At 40.2% G+C, this 20,003-nt stretch carries 19 protein-coding genes; 14 read left to right on the plus strand and 5 right to left on the minus strand.

The genetic code is table 11. The features are described from left to right. Positions 1–113: 113 nt before the first annotated feature. Positions 114–200 (plus strand): putative holin-like toxin, encoded by an 87-nt coding sequence (locus tag ACXAEO_RS10850; RefSeq protein WP_474884103.1) that lies wholly within the window; start codon positions 114–116, stop codon positions 198–200. 157 nt (positions 201–357) lie between these two features. Here the strand turns inward: ACXAEO_RS10850 and ACXAEO_RS10855 are convergent, their stop codons facing one another. Beyond that, positions 358–1,752, minus strand: coding sequence for a D-serine ammonia-lyase (locus ACXAEO_RS10855; protein WP_474880750.1), 1,395 nt, complete (start codon positions 1,750–1,752; stop codon positions 358–360). A gap of 209 nt (positions 1,753–1,961) precedes the next feature. On the opposite strand from ACXAEO_RS10855, the gene ACXAEO_RS10860 reads away from it, so the two are divergent. From ACXAEO_RS10860 to ACXAEO_RS10895, 8 genes are all read left to right on the plus strand, one after another. Next, positions 1,962–2,786, plus strand: a complete 825-nt coding sequence (locus ACXAEO_RS10860; RefSeq protein ID WP_474880753.1) for an SDR family oxidoreductase — start codon at positions 1,962–1,964, stop codon at positions 2,784–2,786. Positions 2,787–2,858: 72 nt separating this feature from the next. Further along, on the plus strand, positions 2,859–3,971 hold the full coding sequence (locus tag ACXAEO_RS10865; protein ID WP_474880755.1) for a metallophosphoesterase: 1,113 nt from the start codon (positions 2,859–2,861) through the stop codon (positions 3,969–3,971). Positions 3,972–4,111: 140 nt separating this feature from the next. After that, a complete protein-coding gene (locus ACXAEO_RS10870) occupies positions 4,112–4,753 on the plus strand; it encodes a TetR/AcrR family transcriptional regulator (RefSeq protein ID WP_474880757.1) in 642 nt (213 codons plus the stop codon). A gap of 228 nt (positions 4,754–4,981) precedes the next feature. Beyond that, positions 4,982–6,130, plus strand: a complete 1,149-nt coding sequence (locus ACXAEO_RS10875) for a M20 family metallopeptidase (protein ID WP_474880760.1) — start codon at positions 4,982–4,984, stop codon at positions 6,128–6,130. 414 nt (positions 6,131–6,544) lie between these two features. Next, on the plus strand, positions 6,545–7,969 hold the full coding sequence (gene nhaC, locus ACXAEO_RS10880) for a Na+/H+ antiporter NhaC (protein WP_474880762.1): 1,425 nt from the start codon (positions 6,545–6,547) through the stop codon (positions 7,967–7,969). 102 nt (positions 7,970–8,071) lie between these two features. Beyond that, positions 8,072–8,389 carry an ArsR/SmtB family transcription factor gene (locus tag ACXAEO_RS10885; protein WP_474880764.1) on the plus strand — a complete coding sequence of 106 codons (318 nt, stop codon included), beginning with the start codon at positions 8,072–8,074 and terminating at the stop codon, positions 8,387–8,389. Between the two features lie 240 nt (positions 8,390–8,629). Then, a complete protein-coding gene (locus tag ACXAEO_RS10890) occupies positions 8,630–9,187 on the plus strand; it encodes an NAD(P)H-dependent oxidoreductase (RefSeq protein WP_474880766.1) in 558 nt (185 codons plus the stop codon). A 21-nt stretch (positions 9,188–9,208) separates the two neighbouring features. Next, complete coding sequence (locus tag ACXAEO_RS10895) at positions 9,209–9,856, plus strand: peroxiredoxin-like family protein (protein WP_474880768.1); 648 nt, start codon at positions 9,209–9,211, stop codon at positions 9,854–9,856. A gap of 68 nt (positions 9,857–9,924) precedes the next feature. Here the strand turns inward: ACXAEO_RS10895 and ACXAEO_RS10900 are convergent, their stop codons facing one another. Further along, positions 9,925–10,905: a response regulator gene (locus tag ACXAEO_RS10900; RefSeq protein ID WP_474880770.1), complete on the minus strand. Its 981-nt coding sequence runs from the start codon at positions 10,903–10,905 to the stop codon at positions 9,925–9,927. A 26-nt stretch (positions 10,906–10,931) separates the two neighbouring features. Beyond that, positions 10,932–12,794 carry a sensor histidine kinase gene (locus tag ACXAEO_RS10905; RefSeq protein WP_474880772.1) on the minus strand — a complete coding sequence of 621 codons (1,863 nt, stop codon included), beginning with the start codon at positions 12,792–12,794 and terminating at the stop codon, positions 10,932–10,934. Positions 12,795–13,816: 1,022 nt separating this feature from the next. Between ACXAEO_RS10905 and ACXAEO_RS10910 the strand changes: the two genes are divergently transcribed. Continuing rightward, positions 13,817–14,464 carry a methyl-accepting chemotaxis protein gene (locus ACXAEO_RS10910; RefSeq protein ID WP_474884105.1) on the plus strand — a complete coding sequence of 216 codons (648 nt, stop codon included), beginning with the start codon at positions 13,817–13,819 and terminating at the stop codon, positions 14,462–14,464. A 46-nt stretch (positions 14,465–14,510) separates the two neighbouring features. Here ACXAEO_RS10910 and ndk read toward each other — a convergent pair whose 3' ends face one another. Then, a complete protein-coding gene (gene ndk, locus ACXAEO_RS10915) occupies positions 14,511–14,960 on the minus strand; it encodes a nucleoside-diphosphate kinase (protein WP_474884107.1) in 450 nt (149 codons plus the stop codon). A gap of 151 nt (positions 14,961–15,111) precedes the next feature. Between ndk and ACXAEO_RS10920 the strand changes: the two genes are divergently transcribed. From ACXAEO_RS10920 to ACXAEO_RS10930, 3 genes are all read left to right on the plus strand, one after another. Then, complete coding sequence (locus ACXAEO_RS10920) at positions 15,112–15,525, plus strand: hypothetical protein (RefSeq protein WP_474880774.1); 414 nt, start codon at positions 15,112–15,114, stop codon at positions 15,523–15,525. A gap of 100 nt (positions 15,526–15,625) precedes the next feature. Further along, on the plus strand, positions 15,626–17,749 hold the full coding sequence (locus ACXAEO_RS10925; RefSeq protein ID WP_474880776.1) for a DEAD/DEAH box helicase: 2,124 nt from the start codon (positions 15,626–15,628) through the stop codon (positions 17,747–17,749). A gap of 63 nt (positions 17,750–17,812) precedes the next feature. Continuing rightward, a complete protein-coding gene (locus tag ACXAEO_RS10930) occupies positions 17,813–18,547 on the plus strand; it encodes a DsbA family oxidoreductase (RefSeq protein ID WP_474880778.1) in 735 nt (244 codons plus the stop codon). Between the two features lie 84 nt (positions 18,548–18,631). Here the strand turns inward: ACXAEO_RS10930 and ACXAEO_RS10935 are convergent, their stop codons facing one another. Next, complete coding sequence (locus ACXAEO_RS10935; RefSeq protein WP_474880780.1) at positions 18,632–19,177, minus strand: helix-turn-helix domain-containing protein; 546 nt, start codon at positions 19,175–19,177, stop codon at positions 18,632–18,634. Positions 19,178–19,320: 143 nt separating this feature from the next. On the opposite strand from ACXAEO_RS10935, the gene ACXAEO_RS10940 reads away from it, so the two are divergent. After that, a complete protein-coding gene (locus ACXAEO_RS10940) occupies positions 19,321–19,929 on the plus strand; it encodes a LysE family translocator (protein WP_474880783.1) in 609 nt (202 codons plus the stop codon). Positions 19,930–20,003 lie beyond the last annotated feature (74 nt).

Below are 20,003 nucleotides of genomic sequence, written 5' to 3' on the forward strand. Positions count from 1 at the left end.
CGTTCTACCTTTTTCCTCCAACTTATAGTATAATGATAGTATACATTAGTTTGTTTTCAAGGGCGGTCGGCTAACTCCCATCTATGTTTTCCGAATGGAAAGGGGGTGAGGCCATGTCGGTATATGAAGCTATCAGCCTAATGATTTCCTTTAGTATGTTAATCATTGCGGTACTTGCTTTTCATAACCATAAAAAATAGACCTTCCTTGAGAACGCCACATTCATGAGGAAAGGTCTATCCGTATTTCTAAGGCCGATCCCCGGAAGGAACGACTATTGTATGACCGTAGTTAGTAGCCGCTAACTGCGGTCTTTTTAGTATATTCATGTTTGTAGTTATATCATACCATATTCGTTTACATTTGATAAGTATTATCTATTGCGCCGGATGAGTTTTGCTTCCTAAATGTATACGCGGCTCCTTTTTCATAATACTGTTTCATCATTTCTTTCGGAACCATACTGCCGCCAGTCCCCCAAATAATATGCGTGCTGTTTTGCATGTGGTGTGTCAGTTCATGCTTTTGTAAGTAGTCAAGCCCCTCGTTATACAGCTTAACAGGTCCCATCATCCCCGCAAGCGCGGACGGTTCTAAATGAATGCTTTCTGTATCAGCTAATTCTTTGAGCAAGTTATACAATCGCTCATCGCTGACCGTATAACTCCCGCTTAACAAAGGCTCCATCGTTTTACCAACAAATCCAGACGGTCGACCTACTGCCAGTCCATCCGCATCCGTTATATTATCAATTCCAACGTCTTGTACGGAAATACGATCATGCAGTCCTGTCATCAGACCAAGAAGCATACACGGAGAGTGGGTTGGTTCTGCGAAAAAACAGTGAACGTTATCTTGGAATAGCAGCTTTAAACCGAACGCTACACCTCCTGGACCGCCACCAACTCCGCACGGAAGATATACAAACAATGGATGCTGTTTATCTACGGTAATGTTTAACTTGTCCAACTGCTTTTTTAAGCGGGATGCCGCCACCGCATAACCTAAAAAGAGGTCATGTGAATTTTCATCATCAATAAAATAACAGGACGGATCTTCCTCTGCTTGGCGCCGACCTTCTTCCACTGCTTTGCTATAATCAGCTTCATATTCAATAACTTGAACGCGCTTACTGCGAAGCAAATCTTTTTTCCATTGCTTCGCATCTGCTGACATATGAACAGTCACGTTAAAACCTAATTGGGCACTCATAATCCCGATACTAAGTCCTAAATTACCAGTCGAGCCTACTGCAATGGAGTATTGGGAAAAGAAGGTCCGAAACGGATCGCTGTCTATTATGGAGTAGTCATCTTGAAGCGTTAACAAGCCATGTTGAAGAGCTAATTTTTCCGCATGTTTTAACACTTCGTAAATGCCGCCTCTTGCTTTAATCGACCCAGAAATCGGAAGGTGACTGTCACATTTTAATAATAACTCACCGCGTATCGGCTGCGGACTATCTAGCTGTAAGGATTGTTTCATCAAAGGAATCTCTACTAAAGGAGATTCAATCATTCCATTTGTCGTTTCTGTTTCAGGAAACACTTTGGCGATATATGGCGCAAACCGTTTCAGTCGTTCCTCTGCATCTAGTACATCTGCTTCTATAAGCGGCGATTTTTGGATGCCTGTTTGAAATGCTTCAAGATGAGGGTTACTCCAAAACACTTCCTCTAATGCAAGAAGATTGTGCAGCAAAGGCTCCCGCTCTTTCCATTGTTCTATATCTATATTTTCTATCTGCTTCATATTATGAATCCTCCTATTGAAATAACCGGAAGTTGAATTTAATAGATGTTAAATTAAATTTAACATAAACAATAACTTCAGACAACTTGAAGTGACTTCTAGAAAACTATTAAAATGGAACGTTTAAATTCATTGACAAAAAGACACGTTGTCAATTATTATTTTTAATAGACGACACGTCGTCAATTATTGTTTTGGAGGGTTTATAAATGAGTGTAAAAACCATTGTCATTACAGGTGCTTCTTCAGGAATTGGGAAAGCAACAGCTAAATTTTTTGCTGAAAAAGGATGGAACGTCGCTGCAACGATGAGAAACCCTGAAAAAGAAACAGAGTTCGTTCAAAGTGAACAAGTAAAGCTATATAAATTAGATGTAACCGATCAAGAAAGCATTCAGAAGGCGAAAGAAGCAATTTTGAACGATTTCGGAAAAGTCGATGCACTATTGAATAATGCAGGATACGGATTAATGGGTGCGCTGGAGCATGCGACAACAGAACAAATTCGATATCAGTTTGATGTGAATGTGTTTGGCTTAATTGATGTTACACGCGCCTTTTTACCTCATTTTCGTGAAAATAGGGAAGGAGTCATTTTAAACGTTTCTTCTGTTGGCGGAAGAGTTGCTTTCCCGTTCATTTCGTTATATCATTCTACTAAATGGGCGGTAGAAGGTTTAACAGAGTCGCTTTCATATGAACTTGGCGAATTGAACATTCGTGCAAAAATCATTGAACCAGGTGCAATCAACACAGATTTCGGCGGAAGATCAATGGTATTTGCTCAGTCTGACTCCATTCGTGATTACGATGAAGCGCTAGCCCAAATGACGAATGCTATGAGTGAATTAGCAACAAATCAAGCGAGTGAACCAGAACTTGTAGCGGAAGTTATTTATGAAGCCGCAACAGATGGCAAAAATCAGCTTCGCTATCGTGCAGGCGCTGACTGTGAAGAATGGCTGAACCAAAGGGAAGCAGCAGGAGATGACCAATTCATCGCTACGATAAAACAACAAATTTTCGGTAGTTAATACATCGAGATAAACGAAAAATTAGAGGGCGGCATCCCCCTCTAATTTTTCATTTGAAGAAGGGAAGCATACATGAAAAAAACATCATTGTGGATGAGAATTATTTTGACATTACTTCTATTTAACGGCATTCTTTTCTATATCGGCTGGAATATCTTTGCATACTTAAGCACGTTTTCATCAATCCCACCGGCCATCTTTTGGATTTTATTCTTTTTTCTCGGCTATTCATATTTTCTAGATCGACTATCGCCGTTTCTCTCATTCTCTCGTATTCTCGGATCCTTTATGATTGGCTTTATTCAATACGCGATTATGCTGCTGCCAGTGGCCAATATTAGTGTTTGGGTTGCTCGTCTTGCGGGTGTTGAGAGCGCGACGGCAATCTTTTGGGTAGGAAACATCACCCTCTTTATTTTCGTTCTCATTTTTGGACTTGGCATGTACAATGCCTATAATCCGGTTGTACGGGAATATAAAGTGTCCATTCCAAAAAGCTTACAAAATCGAAGAACACTTCGAATTACGATGGCATCTGACATGCATTTTGGACGATTGTCAGGAAGAACACATGCGAGAAGGCTTGTGCGTGAAGTGAACGCAACGAAGCCAGACATCATTTTACTAGCGGGCGATGTCATTGATGATGAACTTGATCCTTTTACCGAGAAGAATTTTGGTGACATATTAAAAGAGTTACATGCACCATTAGGAATATTTGGCGTATTAGGGAATCACGAATATTACGGAGGGCAAGTGACAGAATATATAGAGGAAATGAACCGGATTGGCATTCGAATTTTGACAGACGAAACGGTGTTCATTGATGATAGCTTTTATTTAGTTGGTCGTAAAGATAAAACCGATCGACAGAGAAAATCTTATGAGGACCTTGTCGCGCCGCTTTCGAAAGATTATCCTATTATTTCAATAGATCATCAGCCGACAGACATCGCGAAAGCGGCTGATGCCTTCGTCGATCTTTCTTTTTCAGGTCATACGCATCGCGGGCAAATGGCACCTAATCACTTCATTACGAAACGAATATTTGAACTCGATTGGGGCTATTTACAAAAAAGACAGCTCCATGCGTTCGTCTCCTCAGGCTTCGGTTTTTGGGGACCTCCCTTACGACTTGGCAGCCGCTCTGAAATCATCCAAGTGGATGTCACGGCTGAAGAATAAATATAAAAAGGAACAATTCCCTCATACAGAATTGTTCCTTTTTATATGTACAGATGAACAATCCACGAATACTATTTGTCAAGATTCGTTTCTTTCATTACAATAAAGTGAGCTCAATAATAAATGAAGGAGGGAATAATATGGGCTTTTCCCGCGCTCGAACGAGTGAACAAAAAAGACAAAGAATCGAAGAAGTGGTTAAAGCGACGGCCCGCTTGTATGATTCCGTCCCATATGATGACATTACATTTGCAGCCATCGCCAAAGAAACAGGATTTGCGCGCTCGAATTTATATATATATTTTTCAAGCAAAGAAGAGATTTTGCTTGAACTACTGGCCCGCGATTTTGAAAAGTGGGTGGAAAACTTAGAAGAGGCGTTTCATGTAAGAAAAGCGTACTCGTTAGAAGAAATTGCAACCATCTGGACAGATCACCTTTATGAGCATAAACGTCTTCTTAATTTGCTGTCGATTTTGCTTACAGTGCTCGAAAAAAATGTTTCAGTCGAAGCCCTTGCGAAATTTAAAGTTGAATCAATGGACATGCAAAAACGAGCTTGTCAGTTATTGCACGGAATCTTCCCAGAAGCTTCCGAAGGCGATCTTCAAGCCTTTTTTAGAAGTCAGCTAGCATTAGCTCAAGGAATGTACCCGATGACCGAATTAACAGAGTATCAAAAGAAAGCAGTGGAACAAGCAGGAATTGACTATGTGGTACCTGACTTTCGAGACATCTACCGTCCAGCTGTCTTAAAATTATTGCAAGGGTTCGAAACTTAACTTAAGCGGATGAGAAATCCGTTTATGAACGCTCCTCAATAGAATGAACGAGCGCTTAGCCGCTCTTTTCTTCTATTGAGGAGCGTTCGTTTTGTCAAACTCCCTTTTTCATGCAGGATAAAAAGTGCTCACGGATCATCATATCTTCATATACATAACATACAAGGATATGCAGAATAAAGAAAAATCATAAGTGCCTAATGGGTACCGGAAAGGTTAGGAGAAAATATGCTTACGTTTTTACAACAAAATCAAAGGAATATGCTTCATTTATTAGAGAAGCTTGTCAATATTGACAGCGGCTCCCATTATAAACATGGGGTAGATGAAATCGGGAGAATATTGACAGAGCAATACTCCTCGCTTCAATTTCAAATCAACGTTACAAAAGAAGAAGAGTTTGGCAATCATTTAGTCATCCAGCATAAAGACGCTGTTGACCCCTCCATTTTAATTATCGCCCATATGGATACAGTTTTCCCTGATGGAACGGCAGCCGAGCGTCCGTTTCACATTGATGGAGATCGGGCATACGGACCAGGTGTGATTGATATGAAAGCAAGTCTTGTTTCCATTTTGTATGCGATGAAAGCATTAATGGATGAAGGAAATGATAGCTATAAACACGTTCAAATTGTATTAAACAGCGATGAAGAAGTTGGTTCATTAACATCTCGACCAGTTATTGAAAAACATGCCGTGACGAAAAAATATGCGTTAGTAATGGAACCAGCACGCAAAGACGGATCTGTTGTCTCTTCACGAAGAGGAAAAGGGAATTATACTGTCAGTGTACACGGAAAAGCAGCTCATTCCGGAATTGAGCCAGAGAAAGGAAGAAGTGCGATTGAAGAATTAGCGTATAAAGTGATTCAATTGCACGAATTATCGGATCACGAAAATGGCATTAGCGTCAATGTTGGCGTTATTGAAGGAGGGTCTTCTGCGAATACCGTTTCCGACCATGCCGTCGCTCATGTTGATATTCGCATTACAGACATGGAACAGGCAGAGCCTTTAGAAGAAAAAATTGAGGAAATTTGCTCAGCAACCGACGTTCCCGGCACAAAAGTAACGGTAGATGGAGAAATTAATCGTCCGCCAATGGAAAAAAATAAAAAAACGCGTTCGCTCCTTCAAATTGTGAAAGAAGTGGGAGAAGAAATCGGTTTGGATATTGAAGATACGGCAACAGGCGGATGTTCGGATGCATCTTTTACATCTGCGTTAGGAATTGCAACGCTTGATGGATTAGGACCTGTCGGCGGAAATGCACACAGTGACAAAGAATATTTAGAAATCTCTTCGCTAGTGGAAAGAACATTGCTGTTAGCAACGGTCATTCAACGGCTGTCGGCCTTACATATCGAGAGGTAATTTTTAGAAAATTTAAAATTTAAGATTGACGACAAGGTAATAGATTACTATAATAACATTGAAAGCGTTATCATTTTATAAACTTAAATTTTAAATCAATCGTTTAGCTGAAATGAAGTGAAAAGATAACCTCTTTTCATGGTCTCATTATAGCTGGGCAAATCTAGGCATACGTAAGAGATGAGCTTTGTTCATTCTTTTAGCTGATGCTTGTTTTGCTCGGCTTTTCTATTTCTAGCTTGTCAACAAGTCTTCTTGATTCTTTCTTTACAGCACATCATACTAACAATATACTAAATTATATTCAGCAAACGATGGCCAAAACAGTTTCACTTAAAGGTGGTGATAAACAGCGACTTAGTTGTACGATTACAACATAAAAAAACTGAATTTTCCAAAGAGGGGGACGATTGATTGAGCACAACAAAAAGAGAGGTTTCGTTTGGGTTAGCATTAATACCTTTAGTAGTTATGATGGCAACGATGGCCGTCACGATTATTGTGTTTGAAGGCAGTCCACATGTGCCGCTTATCCTCGGGTCAATTGTAGCGGCTTTTATCGCTTGGAGGCTCGGAAGCGGCTGGAAGCAAATCGAAGACGGGATGTATAAAGGAATTCTTTTAGTACTGCCGGCTGTTCTTATTTTACTTGTCGTCGGAATGATTATCGGTTCATGGATTGGCGGCGGAATTATCGCATCGATGACCTATTACGGATTAAAGCTCTTATCTCCTACTTATTTTTTAGTGGCCATTACATTGATTTGTGCCGTTGTATCGCTTGCCATCGGAAGCTCTTGGTCAACGATGGCCACAATTGGGGTGGCCGGTATGGGAATTGGGATGAGCATGGGCATTCCAGCACCGATGATTGCCGGTGCGGTCATCTCTGGCTCTTATTTCGGAGACAAAATGTCACCATTATCGGATACGACACTGTTAGCATCAGGGTTGTCCAATGCTAATTTATTTGATCATATCCGGCATATGCTGTACACAACGATTCCAGGTCTTTTGATTGCTCTTAGTGTTTATTGGTATTTAGGAATGCGCTTTACAGCTGAGACGGTAGACGGCGGGGAAATCGAAGCAGTTTTATCAACGCTTCAGGAACAATTTTCAATTTCTCCATGGTTGTTATTGATTCCCGCTTTCGTTATTGCACTGGTTGCTCGTAAAGTACCGGCTCTCCCAGCGCTTATCGTCGGGGTCATTCTCGGGGCATTTGCTCACGTCCTTGTACAAGGAGGATCGGCTTCAGAAGCGTTCACAACCCTTCAAGGCGGCTTTAGTCTTGAATCTGGAAATGACATGGTCGACCAGTTGCTCAACCGCGGTGGGATTGACGGAATGATGTACACCATTTCTCTCATTCTCGTTGCAGCGGTCTTTGGCGGAGTTATGGAAAGCACAGGTATGCTGGAAGCGATCGTCAACCAAATTTTAAAACTTGTTAAATCAGACGGCGGCTTGCTTTCTTCAACCGTTGTTACTGCATTTTTCTCCAATATTGCATCAGCGGATCAATATTTATCCATTGTCGTTCCGTCCCGCATGTATTCGAAAGCGTACCAAGAACGAAACCTGCATCCGAAAAACTTATCCAGGGCGTTAGAGGACGGCGGTACAATCACATCGGTCTTCGTGCCATGGAATACGTGCGCCATTTTCATTTTCGGTACATTAGGGGTTTCCGCATTCGCCTATGCGCCGTATGCTATTTTAAACTTTTCCGTTCCAATCATCTCCATTTTATTTTCACTCATCGGATTCTCCGTTGTGAAGCTATCAGACAGCGAAGCGAAACAGCTTGAAAAAACAGTGGAAGATGCGATGTAAAGAAGAAAAGCAGGCTGCTTTGACAGTCTGTTTTCTTTTTTTGGAAGTTTTCTTAAGCTCAAAGGGTTGCTTATCCATCCATTTCCCCCTACAATAATACGTATGAAAACACCTTATCATCCACCTATTGACAGTATTTCATTTACAAAAGTAATGCATGCATTAAGCGAGCCAAATCGTATAAAAATCGTTCGCTGTTTAAGCGAAAGCGGACAAAATAATTGTACCGCCTATACAATGAAACTCATGCTACCGAAATCAACGGTATCCCACCATATTAAAGTGCTCCGGGAAGCGGGGCTAATTCAAGCGAGAATTGAAGGGAAGGAGCACATTTACTCGCTGCGCCAAGAAGAAATTGACGAGAAGTTTCCCGGATTGCTTCGCACGGTGACGGCAATTAAAGAAGAAGATATTTAAAAAAGCTGACTGAAAGGGAAATCACCCTTTCAGTCAGCTTCAACATAAAAACAACTCTTTTATTAACAGTTGGATAGTTTCTCCTAGAAGGAACAGTCATGAATAATCAGTAAAATAATGGATTCATTTTAATTTGAGAGAAAATAGTTGCACTTCATCCAATGTGGTGATATGATTCCAATAGTTCGATGGTTTTCGAACTATAGAACTATTTATAGACAATTATTTGGAGGAACGAACATGAAAAACATTTTAGTTATTAATGGTCATGAATATTATGAGTTTGCAAAAGGTCAACTAAACAAAACCCTTTTTGATCAAATCGTGACAACTCTTTCTGACAAATACGAAATAAAAACAACGGTTGTTCAGGAAGGATACAACATTGAAGAAGAGCACGAAAAATTTAAATGGGCAGATGCAATTATTTACCAAACACCAATGTACTGGTTTTCACTTCCAGCTCTTTTCAAAAAATACATTGATGAAGTGTATGCATACGGTGTTTTCTTTGGTGGTCCAGAAGAGAAATATGGAGAAGGCGGATTAATGAAAGGGAAAAAATACATGTTTTCAACAACATGGAATGCGCCTGAATATGCTTTAAACGATCCGGACTTGATGTTTAAAGGTGAAGGACTTGAAAGAGCACTTGAGCACCTTCATAACATGCAGAAATATACAGGAATGGAGCCACTTAAAAGCTTTGGTGCCCATGATGTCATCAAAAATCCAAATATCGAAAAATACACATCAGAACTTGCTCGTCATTTAGACGAAGTATTCAAGCTTTCATAATAGAAAGGATTGGGGAATAATATGTCATTAACTGAAGAACTAAACAAAGTGAGGGAGAGCTTTTTTGAAAGAGCACCTGAAGACGTTACAACAAACATTGTAAGAGCTAATAAAGAACTACTTGAGTCCGAAATGGCGACAGGGTTAAAAGAAGGGGAAAAGGCTCCTGATTTCACGCTAACAAACGCAGCTGGAAAAGAAATATCTTTATATGAAGAATTAAAAAAAGGCCGCGTCGTCTTAACATTTTACCGCGGCGGCTGGTGCCCTTATTGCAACCTTGAACTGAAAGCATACCAAAATATTCTGAATGAGTTACGTGAAGCGGGTGCGGAGCTTATGGCAATTAGTCCGCAACGCCCAGATCAATCTTTATCTACTCAGGAGAAAAATGAGCTGACGTTCCACGTTTTAAGTGATCCAGAACAGGAAGTATTGCGTGACTACAACGTACTGTTTGAATTCCCTGACTACTTAGTCGACACATACAAAGAGAAATTTAATTTGGATTTAGCGACCTTCAATGATGCGGAAAAAGCGTGGAGACTTCCAGTTCCAGCGACATTTGTCATCGATCGTGATGGCACCATTTTAAAAGCGAGCGCCAATGCTGATTACACGTATCGTCTTGATCCAAACGAAGTTCTTGCATTTTTAAAGCAAGCTTAATACTCATACTTACTAAAAAAGGGAGAAGCATCGCGCTTTTCCCTTTTTGTTTTCATTACATAGTTGGTTCATGTTCCTTTCTCTTGATACATCATTAATGTTTCATCGAAAGGATATTCGTTCATATATTTCTTCATCATAGCTTGAGCTAAACTCTCATCGCGGTCCATAAAATAGTGTATGAGCCATTTACTATGCTGCATATGATGAATGTCCAGCATTTCCTTTAAATCTGTAGACCATGTATAGTCTTTATCATAAAACAATGGGCCTTTATAAATGTCATATAAGTATTGAAAATCGCTTAGTGAATCGGAGTGGTGCTCGACTTTATCCATAAATGTATAAAAATCAACCCAACATTCTCCTACTATGCGCATCATATAGCCTTCATTTGCTGTTTCTAAAGCGAGCGGCAAATCGAATTGCTGAATCGTTTTTTTTAATCGATATATTGTGTTATGAACATTATGAATCGCTCTTTCGCCATCCATCTCAGGCCACATTTGATCTGCAAGTATCCATTTATTAATACATTGCTGATTTTTGACTAAAAAAATGGCAAACAGTTCCTCTGTTTTTTTAGTAGGCCACTTTACAATATGGCCAGCTTTATTTTCCACATAAAAAGAACCGAAGCCATGAACAGTCATTTCATAGCTTGTCATAGCCGAGGTTTGTCCATTAATAAGCTGTTTCGTTTTTTCTAAACGTTCAACTACTGAATCAATCGCTTCTGGTGTAACAGGCTTTAATAAATAGTCTGTTGCCTGAACACGAAAAGCATCGACAGCGTATTGACTGTAAGCTGTTGTAAAAACAATTTGGTTGCTGTCTGTTTTGACTTTTGCTGCTAAATCAAGCCCATTTAATCCTGGCATTTCAATATCAATAAATAACACATCAGGATTTAAAGAAGGAATTGCTTCCATTGCCTCAATAGGATTAGAGAAGGCAGCAAGCAATTCATATTTCGGGTTTTCTGTAAGAAACATTTCCATCATACGCAAAATGTTGCGTTCATCTTCTACGATAATAGCTTTTAACAAGCGAATCCCCCCTTAAGATCATTTCTTTATGTGACGGGCAAGTAAAGGATGACCGTTGTGCCACTTGTTGGATTGGAAGTAATTCTCATGGAAGCACCACTTATATTCCGCAGTCGATTACGTACATTTAACAAACCAATTCCTCTATTTTTACCTTCTGCATTTTTTACCTCATTCAACACCTCTTCACTCATCCCAACTCCATCGTCTTGAACGACTACTTTTAATAATGAACCTTCTTTTTGAATAGAAAGATGAACCTTACCGCTGGAAGATTTATTAAAAATCCCATGTTTAATTGCGTTTTCAACAAATGGCTGGATGACTAAAGACGGAATATGGATTTGTTCCAAGCCATGTTGTATATCAAAGTGAACATTAAGCAAATCTCCGAAACGAGCTCGTTCAATTTCCACATAGGCTTCAATAAGTTCTAGTTCCTTTCGAAGTGGAATAGACGGGTTTTTATGATTATTTTCAAAAATAAGGCGCAAATAAGTACTTAATTTATTTAATAAATAAGCCGCTCTTCGATTATCTGTATAACATAGAGAAATGATATTGCTGAGCGCATTGTAAAGAAAATGTGGTTTAATCTGCAAATTTAAATAAGACATTTCGTTATCTAATGCTTCATCTCTCGCTACTTCATAAGAGGTCATCAAATTGGCTAATTTAACAGCGAGAAATATCAGCACAAACAATATAAAACTCACCATACCACCTTGCTGAAAAATATTGATGGGGATGAAAGAATTTAAGATTTCCATCATTAAATAACTGCCAGCTGAAAAAAGAGCAATGGTTAAAAAGAACAGCTCGCTTTTTTCACTTAACATCTCTCTTTTCTTTATACATAAATAAAAGCTTCGACTTACTAATAATCCAATTAACGCTACAACATATAGCCAAAGAATGTATTGCAAATGAGAATATACATGATAAGGCAAGGTGAGGATTAATATTAAATAAGCACAAACCGGAATGTTCAATGAAAAAGCCGCTTTTTTAGAAAGAATAGATGGTTCTAAACTTTGCAGCAACAAAATTAAAAACGGGACAGTAGTGAATCCCAAAAAATCCTTCATCTTATAAGCGATCGTAAAAGGAAGCTCTGGGTACAACTGCAATAGCACTTTTTCCCCGCTGAGTGAAATAGATAGCATCAAAATGAAAAAATAAAGGCCGCTATAAATGAAAAATCGATCTTGTTTTCGTAAAGTCGCAATCGTTAAGTGATAAATGCTAAATAAAAGGAGCATAATGATTAGCCCTAGATTTAAGCCAAATTTCACATTTTGAACGACCGTAATATCACGTTGATTCCCAAAGTAAATACTTTGCACAATGCCTCTGTCGACAAAGCTATGATTGGCTGTTTGAATTACAATCTCGACGGTATTTCCTTGCACATGAAAAAAAGTCGCATACGGCGTATTTCCAGAAGTAGATTGTTTCTTGTCACTAGCTGGAATACCGCTGTTTCCTACCTGTTGTCCGTTTACAAAAAGAGTGTGCGCCATTCGAATGCTCGATATTTTCATCCCTAGAATCGAGTCCGTATTTGGCAACTGAACGTTTAAATAGTATGTACCACTGCCTTTTCCTCGTAGAACAGAAGGGGTAAGCACATATTGTTTATCACGCCCTTTATGTATATCTTCTGGAGATAAAAGTTGTCCGTCATAAAAAGCCCATTCTCCGTCTAGTTTGACAAAACCTTGTTGCGCTAAATCCCAATTCGTCAAATCAAGAACACCTCGCTGAGCGGTTGGTGCTTCATTGTCTGGATTTGTTTGGTCATACAGTTGGTAGAATAAAAGAAAACCTAATAGAAATATGAAACTAATAAATACAGCATTTCTTGTTTTTATTCGATAAATAGACATAAAACAACCTTTCTAACCAATCTTTGTGAGAATTTTGTGAGTCCTTCCATGTATGTTAAATAAGTAATAGAAAACATTGGAAAGTTATTACTAGCAAATTAAGAATAGCAAAAGGAGAAGATTCAGTGAAGAACTTGCAAAAAAATACTCTCATGCTTATTTTATCTGGAATTATTTTATGTTTATCATTGGCGACTCATTTTTTACATAGATCGCTGCACCTGTTAGATTCCTATTTAATTATGAAAGGAATTGGAGATTTATCAGGTGGACTTTTATTTTTACAAAATACTTTGCTTGTTATTCCAGCTCTATTGTTTATCGGCAGTTGGATTCTTTATAAAGTAAACGATACCTCTCCACTTCTTCCGTGGATGATGATGTTAACTATGACTTTTAGCAGTATTTCAATTATTGCTGGAGGCGACGGTTTAGTTGAATATCATTTCTCAATTTTCTTAGTGATTGCGATGATTGCGTATTATGATAATCGCCAATTAATTATATGGAGTACGGTCATTTTTGCTGTACAGCATGTGATTGGCTATTTTTTCTTTCCGCAATTAATATGTGGAACGTCAGACTATCGCTTTACGTTACTGTTCATTCATGCTTTTTATTTACTCTTAATTAGCGGGGCTACAATTTGGTTCATTTACTCAAAGCAACTAAATACAGAACAATATGAACGTACCGTTGCATTGCAGCAGCAAACATTAAACGAAGTATTAGAAAGTTTAAATAAAACAAGTTCCTCTGTTTTGCAGTCGGTGAACCAATTAACGACTGACTCAGAGGAATTGACAAGTGCGAGCCAAGAAATTGCTTCATCCATTCAAACCATTTCAGTTGGAGCAGATGGACAAACGATGAAATTACAGTTAAGCGCAGAAAGTATCCATGCAATGCTCATTCAAATTCAACAAATAAAAGAAAAGGCGGAAATGGTCAGTGAAAATGCGAAAGATACTTCTGAACAAGTAACGTTCGGAAGTAAAACGATTGAAAATATGTCCGAACAAATGCGAGTTATTACGGAAACAGTAAATGAAGCGAATCGGACGATTAAAGAGCTTGCGCAAAATTCAGGGGAAATTGGCCAATTAGTCGGAGTGATTTCTACGATTGCTGATCAAACCAATCTTTTAGCACTGAATGCTTCCATTGAAGCGGCACGTGCTGGAGAACAAGGAAAAGGCTTTGCCGTTGTCGCAAAAGAAGTTCGAAAGCTTGCACAGCAATCTAATCAATCGGCATTTGAAATACAGTCGGTCGTCTATTCGATTCAAGAGCGTATCGATCATGTATCTGCAAAAATGAAAGTAGGATTGCTGGAGGTGGATAAAGGTTTAACGCAAATTGGAGAAATTCAGCAAGCATTTAATGAAATTTCCAACTCAACAAAGGAAGTGAGCCATCAAATTAGTGATGTATCTAGCTCTTCTAAACTGTTGCTAAGTCACTCCGAACAAACAAATCATTTAATTGATCAAGCTTCTAACATTACATCGGCTTTTTCAAAAGATATCGAACATATTTTATCCGCTGCCGAGCAGCAATCCGCTTCTTCAGATGCGTTAAATCATATTACAGTCTCATTAGAAACGTTAGTTCATGAGCTAAATACACTTGTTCATAATATTTATTCGACGTACCAAAAACCGTCATAACCACATAAAAAAAGAAAGAAGCGGCCGTTGTGGTCGCTTCTTTCTTTTACATACTTTTTCTCTCTCCGAAATACTCATCATCTGCCCGCTTTTTTAACGGCGCAAAGAAATTTTCGATTTCCCGCTCCGCGCTTAAAAGCGAATCAGAGCCGTGAATGACATTTTCTGCTTTCGAACAAGCGAAGTCACCGCGAATGGTACCAGGGATGGCTTCTGCAGGACTCGTTTTTCCGATCATTAGACGAGAAACTTCAATAATATTTTCGCCTTCCCATACCATCGCAAACACAGGGCCTGATGTAATAAACTCCACCAATTCGCCGAAAAACGGTTTATCTTCATGCTCCATATAGTGATATTCCGCTTTCGCTCTATCTACCATCATGAGCTCCGCATGTAATAACTCAAATCCTTTTTGTTCAAAACGTTTCATAATCTTCCCAACTAAGCCTCGTTTAACACCATCGGGCTTGACCATTATAAATGTGCGCTGCATCGGCATCGTTATAACCTCCTAAAACCTTTTTTTCTATCATTATGGGACAATATATAAGAGTTTATAACTAGGAAGACAAGAAAAGTTTCTCTAGCCGCCACATGTGACAGGCTTATCATTCATATGTTGAAAGAAAAAGGAGTGTGAGACGATGTACGGCTGTCCACCGTGGGTATGGTATCCGATGGTTCAAAGTCGTTATCCATGCTATCCTTATAGACTGCCAGTTTATGTCCAAAGACAGGAAGAAGAGCCCTTTATGTATGACATTAGCTATGAAAAGCTGTTAGTGTCTCATCTTGATCTATATGGGAGAAGAAGGCATCGTCTGTCATTACTTGTCCGCTATCCGTACCTATCGGAAGCGACATGGACACCGCTGTTTGACCAATGTGCGGTCGCGGCGGCACAAACCGCCAATCAGCTCGTCAAACCGTCGATGTGGCAAGACCCAAAATCCGTCCTTTCTTTATGCAAGCATGCCGTGACCGAGTCTTTTTTACAATGCTTACACCCAGATATCAGCCGGCACCTAACCGTTGAAGTGATTTACCGCAGAGGATAAAATGAAAAAATATGCGAAAACATTTTCCTTCCTTGGGAGAATGTTTTTTAGTTGAAGTATAATGGAGCTATATTTGCGTAGAAGAAGAAGGAGATTTTCAATGAACGAACAGGAAAAAGAACAAAAACTTTTGGAAAAAGGGGAGCGGGTGAAGGAAAAGGTAGTTAATACCGCTTTAACAATTATGAAGCGCCGCTTTTCTACTTTATACATACATGTAAGGCATTATGTCGCTAGTCAACTTGCCGTTGACTGGAAAAGCAAACAGCCGAAAAAGAAAAAAGAGGTGCCGCCTCCGCTTCAATATACCGTTGGTGATTTTCTGCATGAACCTCCGAAGCATGCGCGCGGCTGGGATCGAAGGCATTATGAGTATGAAACACTTTATTATGAATATGAACGGCTTCTTACTTATTATTTAAGTGATTGGCTGCCAAAATGGGCAATTGATCAGCTTTCTCCATCTCTTTTAAGCGATGTTCATAAGTGCTTCGGGAAACCGCTGACAGATGCGAAGCTGGCTGAATGGCTGTTGGAGCCGCTTTTTGACGAGGTGAACCATTACTTGGAACACCTTCAAGCAGAACATGTTACGCATCTTCTTCGCCTTGCCGAGCTTCCGTTTGACTTTGAAGAACAGCAATTTCTTTACGAAAAAGATTTGGCCGAGCGAGAACGCCTGAAAGAAGAAGCGTTAATGGAAATTGACCGAAAAAAAGCGGAAGAAGCCAAGATGATAGAAGAGTTGTTTGGACAAGAGTACCATCATGCGCCAAATCCCGATATTCGCTACATTCTTCATATCGGAGAAACGAATACAGGAAAAACATATGGAGCCATTCAGCGAATGAAACAGGCGGCAAGCGGTTTGTATCTTGCACCGCTTCGGTTATTGGCACTTGAAATTTATGATCGTTTGAATGCAGAAGGTGTGCCATGCTCGTTAAAAACGGGGGAAGAAGAGCGTTTATCACTAGAAGCCGCTCATCAAGCGTCTACTGTCGAAATGTTTGATGAAACCGATTATTACGACGTAATCGTCATCGATGAAGCACAAATGATGGCCGATCAAGAACGCGGTTTTTCATGGTACCGAGCGATTACGAAGGCGAATGCCCGTGAAGTTCATATTATCGGCAGCCGCAATGTGAAAACATTACTGACGGGACTGCTTCAGCAGCAAACCGTCGAAGTTCGTGAATACAGCCGAAACATTCCGCTTCAAGTAGAAGAACAAGCCTTTCGCCTAAGCGATACGAAAGCAGGAGATGCACTCGTTTGTTTTTCACGCAGACGGGTATTAGAAGTCGCCTCAGGCTTGCAGCGGCACGGACATTCCGTCAGTATGATTTACGGAAATATGCCGCCGGAAACGAGAAAAAAACAAATACGCCGTTTTCTTGACGGAGAAACGTCCGTCATTGTCGCAACAGACGCCATCGGCATGGGGCTGAATTTACCGATTCGCCGCATTGTCTTTTTGGAAAATGAGAAATTTGACGGACTGAAAAGACGTGAACTGACGTCACAGGAAGTGAAACAAATTGCCGGACGTGCAGGAAGAAAAGGAATGTATCCCGTCGGAAAAGTTGCTTTTACGAAAGATATTGATCACATGACCGAGCTGCTTCAGCAAGAAGATGAACCGGTTTCTTCATTTACGATTGCTCCGACAAACGAGATGCTACTTCGGTTTCAATCTTATAAAAAGACGCTCGGGACCTTCTTTGAACTATGGGCAAAATTCGAAAATCCGCCTGGCACGAAAAAAGCGCCTCTTGTGGACGAACAAGAGCTATATCGCCTTGTGCGGGATACGAAGCTAGAAGAGCGTCTTGCCCCAGTCAGCCTTTACCGCTTTTTACATTTGCCGTTTTCTGCAAATGAGCCAGAACTTGTGGAACAATGGATGAATTCTGTCATGGCGATTGTGTACAACAAGAACGTACCAGAGCCATTTCTCCAAAAGGATACGTTAGAAGAGCTTGAATTGTCGTATCAAGCAGCGGGGCTTCATTTACTATTTTTATACAGACTGAACAAAAAGAAGGAAGCACTTGAGTGGGAGCGAGTACGAGAAGGCATCAGCAACGACATTCATGACCGGCTAAAATCTAGTATAAATATCGCCGAGCGGACATGTGAAGCATGCAGTCAGTCTGTTTCATGGGACACGCCAGACCGACTGTGTGAAACGTGCCGGCAAAACGTGCAGGCAGATTAAAAGGAATATGCGGGAATATGTGGTATCATATGCACAGATGACAAAGAAAAATGAGGTGTCACGATGAAAATTGAAGTATGGTCAGATTTTGCCTGCCCGTTTTGTTATATTGGAAAACGTCGTTTAGAGGAAGCGCTTGAGCAGTTTCCGAATCGAGATGAAGTAGAAGTCGTCTTTAAAAGCTTCGAATTAGATCCGAATGCAAGCCGCGATACAGACCTCTCTATTCATGAGATTATCGCGAAAAAGTACGGCATGTCTGTTGAACAAGCGAAACAAATGAATGACGGCATTGTACAGCAAGCGGCATCGGTCGGCTTGGACTTCCAATTTGAAACATTAATTCGCACCAATACGTTTGATGCACACCGCCTTGCAAAATTTGCGGAAGCAAAAGGAAAAGATGCGGAAGTAACGGAGCGCTTGCTGAAGGCGTATTTTACAGACTCGAAGCATCTTGCTGACCATGAAACCTTGCTTGATTTAGCTGTTGAAGCAGGACTTGACCGTGCAGAAACAGAAGCGGTGTTAAAAGGGAATGATTACGAAACAACCGTACGAACTGAAGAAGCAGAAGCAAGACAAATTGGTGTACAAGGAGTTCCTTTCTTCGTGTTAAACAATAAATACGCGATATCTGGCGCACAGCCGTCAGAAGTATTCGCTGGTGCACTTCAAAAAGTGTGGGAAGAAGAAAACGGACAACCTGTGTTACAATCCTTATCACCATCAGAGGGTGACGGAACCGTTTGTACAGAAGACGGATGCGACATTCCGGGTTCAGGTAAAAACGAATAAGAGAAAACCGCTTGGATATTTCGTCCAAGCGGTTTTCTTATCATTGCGGTCATCCTTTCATATTAGAAGAGAAACGAAATGTCATCAAAAAGACGGAGGGGTCACAGCAAATAATACAACCGCTTGTTCCTCAAATTCATTTTCCCATTTATGCTTCATATAAGCGGGGATTTTGATACTGTCTCCCGTCTCTAAGATAATGGCTTCTTCGTTAAGATACAGTGTAATTTTCCCCTCTAAAATAAACGCCACTTCTTCGCCTTTATGCTCTAACAGTTTCTCTGACGACTTGGAATGGGGCGGGACCTTCATGATGGCCGCTGCAAGATTTCCTGTAAAATCAGGTGACAGCAGCTCATATGATAAATGATCGATCGTCATTTTTCTACGTTCCTTTGCTCGGACGACTAAATCAGCCGTATTCGTTTCCTCCATCAAAAAGCTGAATGTCGGAACATCAAGTGCTTTCGCTATTAACTTGAGCGTTTGAATGGACGGGTTCGCTAACCCCCGTTCAATTTGACTTAACATCGACGGTGTAATATCTGCCATTTCAGCAAGTTTCCTCAAACTCAACCCTTGCTGTTTGCGATGTTTTTCCACTTTCTGACCAATATCAATGTTTTCCATCTTATACTCCCTCATGTAAATATGAAATCTCATTTTATAATCGTAAATGTCATTTCATAATTATACTCAACATGTTAAACTGTTCTTACATTTGTTAAATTATAATTCATTGTTTTTTGGAAGTACAGAAGGAGGAGAGAAAGATGAATGAATTTCTGACATTTTTGTTGCTTTCGCTTTTTGTCGTCATTAGTCCAGGGATTGATACCGCGTTAATTACGAAGACGACCATTGCTTCAGGAAGAAAAACGGGGTTTCAAATGGCATTAGGTATTTCAGTCGGCTCATTAGTTCATACGTTTGCTGCGGCATTCGGGCTTTCTGCGATTTTAATGCAATCGGCACTCGCTTTTGAAATCGTTAAATACGTCGGAGCGGTGTATTTGTTCTATCTCGGGGTTTCTTCCCTTCTCGCTAAAAATAAAAAGCAAGAATCTCATCCGTCAAGCGAAAAAGGCTCTTCTTTTCAGCAAGGACTATTCTCCAATGTGCTTAATCCGAAAGTGGCGATGTTTTTCTTAACCTTTTTGCCGCAGTTTGTCACTCCTGGAGCGGGCACGACGAAGCAATTGATCACGATGGGGGTTACGTACACAGTCCTTTCCATTACGTGGTTTGTCCTTTTTGTCTATTTCATTACCCACTTACGTGAATGGCTGCTGGCGCCAACTGTCCAAAAATGGATGGAGAAAGCGACAGGCCTTGTACTTATCGGCTTCGGCTTAAAGCTCGCGTTAGAAAAGCAACGTTAATAGTCGTTTTTTATGGAAAGTCCCGTAACGGGGCTTTCTTTTATTTGCATTTACCGAATCCTTCCTTCAGAATA

Source organism: Bacillus sp. ABA4_010 (genome assembly GCF_056159105.1).

Coding starts and splice junctions, on each gene's coding strand:
- ACXAEO_RS10850 (WP_474884103.1), top strand. CDS start 114: ATGTCGGTATATGAAGCTATCAGCCTAATGATTTCCTTTAGTATGTTA.
- ACXAEO_RS10925 (WP_474880776.1), top strand. CDS start 15,626: ATGAACGAACAGGAAAAAGAACAAAAACTTTTGGAAAAAGGGGAGCGG.
- ACXAEO_RS10920 (WP_474880774.1), top strand. CDS start 15,112: ATGTACGGCTGTCCACCGTGGGTATGGTATCCGATGGTTCAAAGTCGT.
- ACXAEO_RS10855 (WP_474880750.1), bottom strand. CDS start 1,752: ATGAAGCAGATAGAAAATATAGATATAGAACAATGGAAAGAGCGGGAG.
- ACXAEO_RS10890 (WP_474880766.1), top strand. CDS start 8,630: ATGAAAAACATTTTAGTTATTAATGGTCATGAATATTATGAGTTTGCA.
- ACXAEO_RS10940 (WP_474880783.1), top strand. CDS start 19,321: ATGAATGAATTTCTGACATTTTTGTTGCTTTCGCTTTTTGTCGTCATT.
- ACXAEO_RS10860 (WP_474880753.1), top strand. CDS start 1,962: ATGAGTGTAAAAACCATTGTCATTACAGGTGCTTCTTCAGGAATTGGG.
- ACXAEO_RS10875 (WP_474880760.1), top strand. CDS start 4,982: ATGCTTACGTTTTTACAACAAAATCAAAGGAATATGCTTCATTTATTA.
- ACXAEO_RS10935 (WP_474880780.1), bottom strand. CDS start 19,177: ATGGAAAACATTGATATTGGTCAGAAAGTGGAAAAACATCGCAAACAG.
- ACXAEO_RS10910 (WP_474884105.1), top strand. CDS start 13,817: ATGCGAGTTATTACGGAAACAGTAAATGAAGCGAATCGGACGATTAAA.
- ACXAEO_RS10930 (WP_474880778.1), top strand. CDS start 17,813: ATGAAAATTGAAGTATGGTCAGATTTTGCCTGCCCGTTTTGTTATATT.
- ACXAEO_RS10865 (WP_474880755.1), top strand. CDS start 2,859: ATGAAAAAAACATCATTGTGGATGAGAATTATTTTGACATTACTTCTA.
- ACXAEO_RS10870 (WP_474880757.1), top strand. CDS start 4,112: ATGGGCTTTTCCCGCGCTCGAACGAGTGAACAAAAAAGACAAAGAATC.
- ACXAEO_RS10895 (WP_474880768.1), top strand. CDS start 9,209: ATGTCATTAACTGAAGAACTAAACAAAGTGAGGGAGAGCTTTTTTGAA.
- ACXAEO_RS10905 (WP_474880772.1), bottom strand. CDS start 12,794: ATGTCTATTTATCGAATAAAAACAAGAAATGCTGTATTTATTAGTTTC.
- ndk (WP_474884107.1), bottom strand. CDS start 14,960: ATGCAGCGCACATTTATAATGGTCAAGCCCGATGGTGTTAAACGAGGC.
- ACXAEO_RS10885 (WP_474880764.1), top strand. CDS start 8,072: ATGAAAACACCTTATCATCCACCTATTGACAGTATTTCATTTACAAAA.